Below are 12,120 nucleotides of genomic sequence, written 5' to 3'. Positions count from 1 at the left end.
TCAGGCGTCAGGAGCGGCCATGGCGCTGGGATCCACCTGTTGATCGAAGTCCGCTTCCGTGATGTGACCGAGCTCCAGTGCCGCCTGTTTCAGCGTCAGCCCTTGATGGTGGGCATGTTGAGCGATAGCGCTTGCCTTCTCATAACCGATGCTGGGGGTCAAAGCGGTGACCAGCATCAAGGAGCGATCGACGAACCTTTGAATCTGCTCCAGATCCGGCTCCAATCCCTCCACCAGGTTCTGGCGGAAGCTGGTGATGGCGTCTTTGAGCATCCGAATCGACTGCAATAGGTTGAAGCCGATCAAGGGTTTGTAGACATTCATCTGCAGATGGCCACCTGCGCCGGCGGCCGCTACGGCGCCGTCGAGTCCGATCACCTGGGTGCAGACCATCGCCATGGCCTCGCATTGGGTGGGATTGATTTTTCCCGGCATGATTGAACTGCCCGGTTCATTGGCGGGGAGCTGCAGCTCGCCCAGACCGGCCCTGGGGCCGCATCCGAGCAGACGGATGTCGTTGGCGATGCGCAGTAGGGCCACGGATAGAAGGCGAAGCTGCCCCATCGCATGGACGAGGGCGTCATGGCCGGCCATGACCGCGAACAGATTTTCCGCAGGACGGACATCAACTCCAGCGACCCTGTTTAGCTCGTCCGCGACGGCATGGCGGAAGCCCGGGGGGGTGTTTAACCCCGTGCCAACCGCGGTGCCCCCAAGGGGGAGGTCGCCAAGGCTGACCAGGCAGTCCTCAATCCAGCCCTGGGATTGTTTGAGTTGATCCCGCCATGCGGCGACTTCATCGCCAAGGCGCAAGGGCACCGCATCCTGCAGGTGGGTTCGGCCGATCTTGACGATCGGCATCCAGGCCTGGGCTTTGGCATCGAAGGCATGCACCAGGGCATCGAGTGCTGGCAGCAGCCCATCTTTCAGCTGCTTGGCCGCGGCGACATGGATGGCAGCGGGAAACACGTCATTGGTGGATTGCGATCGATTGACGTGGTCATTGGGATGCACCGGACAGTGACTGCCGAGGGCGGTGCCTGACGCCTTGGACGCCAGATTGCTGATTACCTCGTTGATGTTCATGTTCGTCTGGGTCCCACTTCCGGTCTGCCAGACCCGAAGTGGGAACTGATCGTTGTGCTGGCCGGCGGCAATGGCATCCGCTGCCGTGCAGATCAGCTCTACCTGTTGAAGGCTCAGAAGCTCATGCTGGCCGTTCACCGTGGCGCAGGAGCGCTTGATCCAGGCCAGGGCCTGGATGATTTCGAGGGGGATCCGTTCATTGCTGATGGCGAAGTTCTGAAGCGACCGCTGGGTCTGGGCCCCCCAGAGCGCCTCAGATTCCACCTCAATGCCACCCAGGCTGTCGGTTTCAATCCTGAACGGCTGCGTCATCGGGGCCTCGGCGCGATCGAGCGTTGAATCGATCATCCGTGATCACCTTCCGTCAGACGTGCCATCGTTCCGCATCAACCGTTTCCTTGTTGTCCGGTGCAGGTTCACCGTTCCCATGGCATCGCTCTTCAGCTGCCCGATGCATCCCTGGCCCAGCTGCAGGGATACCTCTCGCAGCCTGGCCGTCCGATGAAGGCACTGTTGAACCGCAAAAGAGTGGAGCGGCTGCAGAACGGCCGTTTCCTCTATGCGTCTCGGCCCTATCAGCTGCTGAATTTCCAGCTGCAGCCCGAGGTGATGTTTCGCTCTAGTTGGGATGGTGATCGACTCTCGATCGTCTTTGAATATTGCACGATTCATGGGCTCGGCCGGTTGCAGGATCTGGTTCAGTTCCAGTGCCAGGCATGGATCCGTCCAGAGCCGGAACGCCTGATGGCAAAGGCTGATCTCAGTCTTGATCTCTCACCGAGTGGAGCCGCGGCACTTTTGCCGCAGCCGCTGATGAGACGCACTGGGTATCTCGCTCTGGATTTGGTGACGGATCGCTTGGAGAAGCGTTGTCGTACCGGACTGATCAAAGGTGCTCTTGATTGGGTTGCAAGCCACTCCTGAATTTGCTTCATTTCACGGTGGTATCGTCACGGTCTTGGGACGTTCTTCGGCTGTTGTGGTGGTGGATGCGACGGGTTCAGCCACGCCGGTGTTGACGTTCCGGAACCTCTCACTTCGCTGCGATAAATCGAACCCTCAAATTACGTTTCAGACTCCTTGGAATTGGGAGCTTCTGCAGGCAAAGAGAGTTGCTGTGATTACAAACAGTTCATTTTTGCGATACCAGTTGACTGCCGCTCTTGCTGGTCTCGTTCCTCCAGTATCCGGTGAAATCGTTAGTGATGGGGTAATTGGCTGGCCTGTTGGCGCGGAAGGCGGGTTGGATAGCAAGTTGCGGATCTCCCACGCGCTCTGCTTTCTCTCTACTGTCTATAGCGACTGTCTTGAAAAATCTCGCGTTGGTTTGGATGAGTTTTGGGGCCTGTTGTCAGGGAAGGAGATATACCCCAGCTTAATCATCAAAGAGCTTTCGAAAGACCAAAAAGACTTCTTCTTTTTGGCGTTATCTGTTCTCTTCTCGTTTGACTGCTATTTAATATCAAATACAAGGTTTTTAATGACTAGGCCTGCGAAGCCGCTACGATCACTTTTGTTAAAGCAGCTTGAGGGAAAGACCCTTTTTGCCACTGCGAACAACAATCGCTTTCGAAGCGAATTTTGTACCGAGGGCCTTGTTCTGGGCTCCTCAGGCCAGATTCTTTTTTCAGGTGGGCTTTCAGAGTCGATTGAATGGGCTGATCAATATCTTGATGCATCTGATGTGTCAGAATCAGATGACGATCATCTTGTGACGGGTCAAAATCTTCTTAATTTGGAATCTACTGATGATGGATTTGATGATGGTTTTGAGTGAGGAGGCCTTGATTTCATGAATTCTTTGCGAAGGCTTTTTAACGCAATTTGGCGTCAGATTGCAATTGTTCTTGCGATCGCTACTTACGATAACAACAGAAAATCGACGGGGACTTCAATTGGCGCCTGGGAGAGCATTGTTACGCCTCTTCAGATTATGCTGTTCTTTATCGCCATGCGTGTGGGATTTAGTTATTTAAGGGGTAGTAATAGGTTTGCGGCAGGTGGCTCAACGGACATGTACTTCAATATTGTTGTTTTTATTGCTACTGGATTTTCGATTGCATTTCTGTTTAGGCAAGGCGCAATAAAGGCTCTTGCCGGCTTGAAGTTGAGGGCTCCTCTTTATTATAAAAGAATTCAGCCATTGGATATTCTTTTGGCTACATTGGTCAATGATATGAGGGCTATATCTACTATCTCTCTGGGAATCCTGGGACTCGTTTGGTACTTCACTTGGAGTTTTCAGCTTGATAGTCCTGGATTAGCTATCAGTGTCTACTTGTTGACGGTATTCATGGCGCTTGGTTTTGGTATTTGTCTTGTATTTCTTGGCAGATTGAATAAGTGGGTTACGAGAATTCTTAAGCGACTTTTACAGCGAGTGATTATTTTTACTTCTGGAATATTCTTCGCGACTTTTGAGCTCCCTTCGTACACGCGGCCATTTGTGACTTGGAATCCAATCCTCCATGCTGTTGAGTTGTTCAGGTACTCGATGAATAACGAATATCCGATACCTGATATTTCTTTATCGTATCTGATTTGGTGCTCTATGATTCTTCTAGGCTTCTCTTTGATTCTTTACCGAACAAACGAGTCAGTGCTCCTGGAGGCTAATGATGATTAGCACCTGATCCTTGTCCAGTCGCTTGCCTTGGGTTAATTTTAGTTATGCCTGAATCAATCCCTCATTCCAGCTCCTCCACTCCTCTCCAAAAGGAGATTACATCATCGTTTCGGGTTTCTAATTCCCTGGTCCCCGATCAGCCAACATCGGTCTGGCGAGAGCGTTTGGACAGGATTGTAAAGCCCAGAGTTCTGATCTCGGTCTTTCTGGCAACCTCGGCTTTCTATTGCTTTGTAATCGGGCGGGATCGCTATACGGCCGTTTCCGAGTTTGTGATTCAACAGGCCTTGCCTCTCGAGACATCATCAGCTTCAGTGTTGTCGGGAGCAGCCTCTGCGCCTCAGGTATTGACTTCTCTTGTAGACGGGCAGTACCTCCAAGTCTATCTCGCATCGGCTGATGTCAAGACCCGTTTGTTCCCTGACGGGAAAAAACTTGAGCAGGATTACCGCATCAAGCTTCCGGATCTTCGGACTGGATTGCCCGCTAATAGTACTGCTCCAGCACAGCTTAACTTCTATAGAAAGCAATTGACTGTGGCCCCTCAGCCCTTGAGTGGCTCAGTTATTCTCACGACATCTGGATTTTCACCCCAGCAGGCTTTAAATCTCAACAACGAGTTGCTGAAGCAGTCTCGTCGCTTTGTGAATGAGGTAAATCAATCCATTAATGCTGACCAGAATCAATTTGCGAGAAAGGAGGTAGAACTAGCCGAGACTAATCTCAAGGGAGCAAAGAGAAGTCTTGAGCTCTTCCAGGAAAAGCATGGAAACCTAAGTGTGCTGACTGAACAATCAGCAGCCAGTTCGTATATCTCTGGGCTTGAATCTCAACTGGTTGATTTGAAAGTTCAAGAAGCCGCGTTGCGTCGCCAATACAGAGACCCCAATGCACCGGAAGTCGCATTTATTGCAGACCAGGTGAGTGAACTTGAGTTTCAGATTCGTGAGGAGAGAGATCGTGCTGTAAGTAAAAATGGACGAGATTTGAATACTCTTGCACTTGAAGAAGCTGGTTTGATTTCTGATGTTGAGTTTGCGACTCAAACCTTGCAATCAGCTCGCCTTGCTTCAGATAATAGTCGTCGCGAGAGTCAACGTCAGCTGAAATTTGTGGTTGTTCTCAGTCAACCTCAATTGCCTGTTAAACCGAATCACAACTGGCGGTGGCAGGCGTTTCTTGCATCTGTCGGGATTATTATTGTGGCTTGGGGCGTTGGTGGCTTCCTGCTCAACGCGATGCGGAAGAGCTGATATCTAGTTCACAGACGATTAATTCATTCAAGGCCGTATTGCACCGTGTCCTTTGCCAGCTAAATAGTAGCCACAGGCCCTGGCAAAATGAAGCCGTCGGCGTCGTACAAGTTCGTTTTCGCTGATGTTTGGGTACAACTTCTGGGCTGCGCGATCGTTTGTACAAGATCGTTCAACCATTTGTAGAACCTGTTGTTTGGTCGCAGGCAATCTTTCTCCAAGCATTTGGTCATAGAAATGCCATTCCGTGTTGGCGCGTACGACTGTTTCCCGGAAGCCATATTCGTGGGAATGGCGAACCACTGCTGTTGAGGCATAGGCTTTTTTATAACCCTTTCTAAGAATTTCGCGTGCCCACAATTGATCTTCGCCATATACGACATCGGGAAGTGGAACTGTTTTCCAAATAGATTTCCTTAAGCAGGAATTGTTATCGGAGTAAAAGCGTTCATGGGTTGAGACAACGCCGTTGGAGGTCTGTCGATCAGCATCGAGCTCGATCGGTTGGCGATGGCTTCTAAATATCCAACGATTGAAGTGTTGGTCAAGGTCATGGGCGGTGAGTTCTCCATGATCGGTATGGGCGATATGGCAGCCGAAGACCCCGGCCACACTTGGATCGCTTTGCAGTGGGGCGATCAGGTTCATGAGCCACATGCGATTCGCTGGTATGGCGTCCTGCGTGATGAAAGCGACGTACTCTCCTCGGGCAAGCTCCACTCCCAGGTTGCGGGTGCGCCCATGGCCGAAATCCTCCTTGCGAATCCTGTGGAGTCGGAGTCGTTCGTCCTGTGGCAGTGTCTCCAGGCACCCATCGCTGGACGCACTATCGATCAACAACACTTCAAATGCCTGATCGAGATCCTGCGCAAGACAGGACTCAACGACGGCTTTGAGCATCGTGCCCCCGTTGTAAACGGGGATTACCACCGTCACCAAAGGAGACGATGCCTGAGCATGTTGCGAGGTTGATGACTCCCATGGAAGAAGCGACTCCTGAATGAAAGCCTCAATTAGTTTGTTGGAGTTATCCCAGTTGAGGTGTTCGGTGGCGGCGAGTCCATCTTTGGCGATGCTTTCCCTGAACAACGCATCATTCAACAAGCGGCTTAATGCTGAGGCCAGGCCCACTGGCGTCGCTTCGGCCAAGACCGCTGTTTCCGGTTGATAGGAGACTCGCGTGTGTTCTGCATCAATATCAACCACAGGCAGCCCACAGGCCATCATTTCATTGGGAACCAAGGAGTAATTGGTTCCCGAAAGCACGAATCCAACCGTGCATTGGCGATACAGGTTCGCTAAGTCATGGGCCTCAAGAATCCCTGCGTGCCTCACTTTCACAGGAATTCCAAGATCGGGTAGATCTTTTTCGCCGAAGGTGATGATCTCGAAGTCGTCGCCCAGATCAAACAAAGCTCTTAAAGCAAGCAGCCCCAGTTCATAGAGCCGTCTTGGCGTGCTGCGTCTCACATAGAAGGCAATGGCATGACTGCTGCGTTTCTGATCGTTGTTGGGGTGGTAAACAATATGGTCGACTGCTAGTGGGAAAGAGATGGCTGAATTGCCAAAGCTTTCCATCTTCTGCTTAAGCCAAGGGCTGGCACAAATGCAGGAAAAGTTATTTTCAGATGCATACGATTGTTCGGTGAGGATGCTGGAGCTTCCGCGCGCGAAAAAATAGGGCTCATAATCCTGAACAAAATAAAATCTTTTCTGAAATTTTTTCATACCAAGCACGGGATAGGTGCTCATGCGATCTGTGGCGATGACAATGTCGCCGCTCACGCGATCAAGGTCTTCCTGGTTGTTGCCCAGCATGTAGACCTGATCTGTCTGCAGTGAAATGAAGGATTGATCGATGACACGTTTATGCAGACTGCTGATTCGACTTGGCTTGTCATTCCCTTTGAGTTCGGAATGAACCCAGATTGTGCATTGGTGACCACATCGCTCTAGGTAATCAATGGTTCTGAAAATGGTCATGTGGCCACCGAGGCCAGGTGTGAAATTCGGGATAACCCAATGGATTTGTAGAGATTTGGAGTTGATATTGTTTTTTAGTGACCAGTTCGGATCGAGTTGCTGGGGTTTGAATTGAATCACCTTTTCAAAGCCCTGTATTTTTAGCTTATTTCTGCCTTCAATGATGCACTTGTCTGTTTGATATTGCTTCGAAAGGAAGTATCCGCAGTACGTTGTTTGCAGTGTCTGATTGAATATTTCAGTGGTCGAAAGACCGATGAGGCGTTCGATGCTGTGGGCGATGGTCCCGTCGATCTGCCCACCTTCCTCATCAAAGTCATTCCAGCCGAGATCCCAGTCAAGGATAGGTTTGAGGAGCTCAGGCTTGCACCAGAACATTGTCCCAGTGGGGAAGCGGAACTGGCTGTCTCGTGTGATGTGGTCGAGATTGAAGCGTTTTAGGAATGGATTGGCCTTTGTGTAGTTGCCATCTTCATGGCCCCAGCAGGAATCGTGTTTGATTCCGAGGCTGAGAGCGTAGTTCTCAACCGGATAGACAATGCCTGTATCTGGTGATTGAAGAGCTTTGAGATTGGTGGCTGTAATCACTTCGCTGCCAATCAGATTGTCCAGGCAGTGAAGGAACCAGCCGCTGAGTGCATTGCTGTGAGGGCTTTTTTTGGAGTGGAGCTTAAGGATGAGGTCGTAGTTGAGGATTTGATCCTTGAAGCCAACGATGAACGGAGCGACGTCTCGTCCGATATTGCTGAAATGTCTGACTTCTACTTTCTGGGCATTGTCGATTTGGCCAAAAATATTTTGCAGCGACTGGACAGAATCTTCCTTTGTGGAAATGAAGATGTCGATGCTGCACGGGATGTTCTTTAGGCGGGTGGCAATTTCTTCGCCTAGTTCGGGGTAAAAGATATGTAGGAAAACGCCAACTTTTTTAGTCTTTAGATCTTCTATGGCCGTGTTTAGAGCGCTTGGTTCAGGCTTTTTGATATCAGCCATCTTCCGCATGAAATGGATGTTATCCATCGAATAGCGGCGTTCGTTCATCCCAAACTTGAAGCAGTGAACCATCGGGTTGAGTCCACTCTCTTTGACGTCGGGATATTTGCTGAAATAATTTTCTGTGTCGAATAAATTGCTCGGGTCAATGCCCTTCAGGCTGCCTGATCTGCAGTAATGAAGAATGACGTCGCCAATATTTTGGAGCCCTTCTGCTTCTTCAATATCTAATTGAGATTTATAGTGTTCAATGTCAAAGACATAGGCATAATGGGCTAATTCGCGAAAGTCGCGAATTATGTTTTCGCTTGTTTCTTTGCTTTGTAGGTCTTTGATGTACTCCTGCAGTTCAGGCGTAATTTTTTTGCGCCTGTTGTTGGGCGGGCTTGGCCGTCTGGCTCCCCCCAGGCGACTGAGCTGCTGTCGTAGTGCCTTGGGAAGCATTTTCTGCCTTCCCGCCGCAAAAGCAGATCGCTTCAACAGTTGTCGGGCCGTTTGCGAAATAGCAGAAAGCGGATGACGTTTTTTAGGCATGCCGCTCATCTGTCATGTTTAAAAAAAGCAGGTCGCAACTTATCATTCGCTTGCTTTTTTTTGAATTGGTTTCATTCCTAATCTGCTGCCGTCATATCCGGCTCGCTCTCGCACTTCGTTGCACCAATCCTGATGAGACAAGTACCAATTCACTGTCTCCACTAACCCTTGCTCAACATTATGGCGTGCGCTCCAGCCAAGTTCCGAACTGATGCGGCCTGGGTCAATCGCGTAGCGGCGGTCGTGGCCAGGTCGGTCCGTCACCGGCGTAATTAAATCTGCATGGGGAGCTGATGCTGGGCAGCTCTGATCCAACTGCTGGCAGATGGCGTGAACGACTTCTTTGTTGGTGCGTTCACCGTGACCACCCACGCAGTAACTGCGGCCAGATTCACCCTTGCAGGCGGCCAGAAGTAGCGCGTCCACGTGGTCTTCCACGTACAACCAATCCCGCACATTCAGTCCATCTCCATAGAGAGGAATCGACTCTCCTCCGGCCGCCTTCAAGGTGACCACAGGAATGAGCTTTTCTGGGAACTGCCAGGGCCCGTAGTTGTTCGAGCAGTTGGTCAGTACCACGGGCAGGCCGAACGTGTGGTACCAGGCCTGAACCAGGTGATCGCTCGCAGCCTTGCTGGCGGAGTAGGGGCTGCGGGGGTCGTAGGGCGTTGTTTCTGAGAAGCGTCCCTCAGCGCCAAGTGAGCCGAAGACCTCGTCTGTGCTGATGTGGTGCATCCGGAAGGCCTCCCGTCGCTCTCCACTCAATCCTTCGTAGTGCTCCCTCACTGCCTGCAGCAGGTTGTAGGTCCCGGTGACATTGCTCTCAATGAACACGCCAGGTCCGGAGATCGAGCGATCCACGTGGCTTTCGGCTGCCAGGTGCATCACCAAATCCGGGTCCGCCTCGCGCACCGCAGCCTCAACGGCTGCTGCATCGGTCAGATCCACCTGTTGAAGTCTGTGCCGATCTTTCGCAGCGTCGCCCAGCTCGCTGAGCACCTCCTCAATGGATGCCAGGTCGCTGGCGTAGCCCATCTTGTCCAGATTGAAGACGGTGACCGTGCTCTCCCTCAGGAGCCTGCGGACCACGGCGCCTCCAATGAAGCCGGCACCTCCCGTCACCAGAACTCTGCGGCGATTTCCCAGCAGGTCAGCGGCGGAAGGCATGGACGAAACCATTGGTCAGGGAGGGGGCGGGGCGTTGTGAGGAGGTGGGGGACGTTGAACTCAGTGCAGCTTCATGGGGTTTTGGCCTGCTGCAATACATCCTTGAGGGCGTGCTGCCAGTGCTGTCCGCTGAGTTGAAGGGCTGTTCTGGTGCTCGTGCTGTCCAGAAGCGAATAGGCCGGACGCTCTGCTGGGGTGGGATAGTCCGCTGTTGTGATCGGTTGAACCTCTGCGGGCATGTCGATCAGCCCTAACTCAGCCCCGATCCGGCCCACCGCCACCGCAACGTCGTACCAGCTGGCAGCACCGGCATCACTCCAGTGCATGACAGCTGGTAACTCACTCCCTCCAGCGATCTGGAGGGTTCTCCAACAGGCCTGAGCCAGGGTCAGGGTGCTGGTGGGACAGCCCACCTGATCGGCCACGACGCCCAGTTGATCCCGCTCGCGGTGAAGGCGCAGCATGGTGAGGGCGAAGTTCTTGCCAACGGGCCCGATCACCCAGCTGGTGCGCAGGATCAAGCCCCGTCCGCTCGTTCCGAAAACGCTTTGCACCGCTGCTTCTCCGGCTGCTTTGCTGGCGCCGTAAACCCCGAGAGGGTCGCGGGCCTGCATGGGTTGATAGGGCCTTCCTTGGGTTCCATTGAAGACAAAGTCGGTGCTGATCTGAAGCAGGCGGCCCCCCTGTTGATCCAGAGCGCGGGCGAAGGCTTCCGGTGCCCCGGCATTCACGGCATGGGCCAGGGCGGATTCCGATTCGGCTTTGTCCACGGCCGTGTATGCACCTGCATTAAGGACCCAGTCAGGCTGATGCTGCTCAACGGCCGTACGGCAGGCTTCAGGGTCAGCCAGGTCGAGATCCTGACGGCTGGTGGCCACCAGCTCGAGTCCATCGGGCACGGAGGCGATCAGGGCCTGGCCAAGCTGTCCGCCAGCTCCGGTGAGCAGAACCTTCATGGGAAAACGTCTCCCGCGGCTTCAGCGGCTTTGAACCCCGGCGCTTCGGCATCTTTGCCAGAGAGGCTCACCTCTCCGCCCTCCAGCCGATCGATCGGCCAGGCAATGGCCAGATCCGCGTCGTTCCAAACGATTGCCCGTTCACAAGCTTTGTTCCAGAACCCGCGTGCCTTGTACTGCACTTCAGTAACGCTGCTGAGGGTGAGAAAGCCGTGGGCGAAGCCTTCGGGAATCCAAAGTTGGCATTTGTTTTCGGCACTCAGTTCGGCGCCGACCCAATCGCCGTAGGTGGGCGAGCCTCGCCGGATGTCGACGGCGACGTCGTAAATCGATCCGACCGTGGCACGCACCAGCTTGGCCTGGGGTTCTGGTGCGAGCTGATAGTGCAGTCCCCGAAGCACACCCCGGACCGAGCGGGAGTGGTTGTCTTGCGAGAACAGCACCGATTCGCCGACGGCTTCATCAAACTTGCGCTGGTTCCAGCTTTCGTAGAACCAGCCACGGTCATCGCCGAAGGCCTGGGGTGTGATCAGCAGGGGCCCCTGCATCAACGCGCCGGAAGGAGTTGTGAGTTGTTCAAGCTGCATGGCTTACCTCCAGGCTGGTTTGAAGGGCCGCGTGATCGCTCACGCTCTCCTCAAGCATCTGCAGGAGATAAGAGCCATAGCCACTCTTCTTCAAGGGCTGCGCCAGCTGATTCAGCTGTTCTGCTGTGATCCAGCCCTGGCGCCAAGCCACCTCCTCTGGGCACCCCACCTTGAGCCCCTGACGGTGTTCCAGGGTGCGGATGTAGCTGCCTGCATCGTTGAGGGAGTCGCAGGTGCCGGTGTCGAGCCAGGCCATGCCACGGCCCATCAGCTCCACCCGAAGCAGCCCTTCGTCCAGATACATCTGATTGAGATCGGTGATCTCCAGCTCGCCGCGCGCCGAAGGCTTCACCTGGCGGGCTCGTTCCACGACGCTGTCGTCGTAGAAGTACAACCCCGTGACGGCGTAGCGGCTCTTGGGCTGTTGAGGTTTTTCCTCCAGGCTCAGCACGCGGCCATCGGCATCGAACTCGGCCACGCCATAACGCTCGGGATCACTGACGGGGTAGGCAAAGACCGTCGCCCCTTGGGCTTGAGCGTTGCTGTTCACCAGCTGGGGCACCAGATCGTGCCCATGGAAGAGGTTGTCCCCCAACACCAGAGCAGCGGGGTGGCCCGCCAGGAAGTCGGCACCAATCAGAAACGCCTGGGCCAATCCGTCCGGGCTTGGTTGCACGGCGTACTCGATCGTCATGCCCCAGCGGCTGCCATCGCCGAGCAAGCGCTGGAAAGACTCCCTGTCGTGGGGGGTGGTGATGATCAGCACATCGCGAATCCCCGCCAGCATCAAGGTGCTGAGCGGGTAATAAATCATCGGCTTGTCGTAAACCGGCAATAGCTGTTTGCTGACGGCCTGGGTGATCGGATGCAGCCGCGTGCCACTTCCACCAGCCAGGATGATTCCCCGTCGCTTGGATGCGGTGCTCATCAGCTGG

10 protein-coding genes are annotated in these 12,120 nt (G+C 53.7%); 4 read left to right on the top strand and 6 right to left on the bottom strand.

The window, feature by feature from the left end; genetic code table 11:
- Entirely contained in the window at positions 1-1,434 is a 1,434-nt protein-coding gene (locus tag DXY29_RS01195; RefSeq protein WP_115022201.1) for a class II fumarate hydratase, read from the bottom strand.
- A 60-nt stretch (positions 1,435-1,494) separates the two neighbouring features.
- Between DXY29_RS01195 and DXY29_RS01190 the strand changes: the two genes are divergently transcribed.
- From DXY29_RS01190 to DXY29_RS01175, 4 genes are all read left to right on the top strand, one after another.
- Positions 1,495-2,010 (top strand): DUF1997 domain-containing protein, encoded by a 516-nt coding sequence (locus DXY29_RS01190; RefSeq protein WP_115022199.1) that lies wholly within the window; start codon positions 1,495-1,497, stop codon positions 2,008-2,010.
- Positions 1,994-2,863 carry a hypothetical protein gene (locus DXY29_RS01185; RefSeq protein WP_136987698.1) on the top strand — a complete coding sequence of 290 codons (870 nt, stop codon included), beginning with the start codon at positions 1,994-1,996 and terminating at the stop codon, positions 2,861-2,863. The genes DXY29_RS01190 and DXY29_RS01185 overlap by 17 nt, the downstream gene beginning before the upstream one ends.
- Positions 2,864-2,878: 15 nt before the next feature.
- Positions 2,879-3,712: an ABC transporter permease gene (locus DXY29_RS01180; protein WP_115022195.1), complete on the top strand. Its 834-nt coding sequence runs from the start codon at positions 2,879-2,881 to the stop codon at positions 3,710-3,712.
- Between the two features lie 317 nt (positions 3,713-4,029).
- A complete protein-coding gene (locus DXY29_RS01175) occupies positions 4,030-4,965 on the top strand; it encodes a sugar ABC transporter (RefSeq protein ID WP_244279270.1) in 936 nt (311 codons plus the stop codon).
- A 27-nt stretch (positions 4,966-4,992) separates the two neighbouring features.
- Here DXY29_RS01175 and DXY29_RS01170 read toward each other — a convergent pair whose 3' ends face one another.
- Genes DXY29_RS01170 through rfbA form a run of 5 tightly spaced genes read right to left on the bottom strand, consistent with a single transcriptional unit; the run spans position 4,993 to position 12,113 of the window.
- The gene (locus tag DXY29_RS01170; RefSeq protein WP_115022192.1) at positions 4,993-8,484 is read right to left on the bottom strand and encodes a rhamnan synthesis F family protein; all 3,492 of its coding nucleotides are present in this window, start codon (positions 8,482-8,484) and stop codon (positions 4,993-4,995) included.
- A gap of 33 nt (positions 8,485-8,517) precedes the next feature.
- Positions 8,518-9,654: a dTDP-glucose 4,6-dehydratase gene (gene rfbB / locus DXY29_RS01165; RefSeq protein ID WP_115022190.1), complete on the bottom strand. Its 1,137-nt coding sequence runs from the start codon at positions 9,652-9,654 to the stop codon at positions 8,518-8,520.
- A 59-nt stretch (positions 9,655-9,713) separates the two neighbouring features.
- A complete protein-coding gene (gene rfbD / locus DXY29_RS01160; protein WP_115022189.1) occupies positions 9,714-10,598 on the bottom strand; it encodes a dTDP-4-dehydrorhamnose reductase in 885 nt (294 codons plus the stop codon).
- Entirely contained in the window at positions 10,595-11,185 is a 591-nt protein-coding gene (gene rfbC, locus DXY29_RS01155; RefSeq protein ID WP_115022187.1) for a dTDP-4-dehydrorhamnose 3,5-epimerase, read from the bottom strand. The genes rfbD and rfbC overlap by 4 nt, the downstream gene beginning before the upstream one ends.
- Positions 11,175-12,113, bottom strand: coding sequence for a glucose-1-phosphate thymidylyltransferase RfbA (gene rfbA / locus DXY29_RS01150; protein ID WP_115022601.1), 939 nt, complete (start codon positions 12,111-12,113; stop codon positions 11,175-11,177). Before rfbA ends, rfbC begins: the two co-directional genes overlap by 11 nt.
- Positions 12,114-12,120: the final 7 nt, after the last annotated feature.

Source organism: Synechococcus sp. UW69 (genome assembly GCF_900474185.1).
In the GTDB taxonomy this organism is placed as follows: domain Bacteria; phylum Cyanobacteriota; class Cyanobacteriia; order PCC-6307; family Cyanobiaceae; genus Parasynechococcus.
This window is presented reverse-complemented; position numbering and strand designations above follow the sequence as displayed.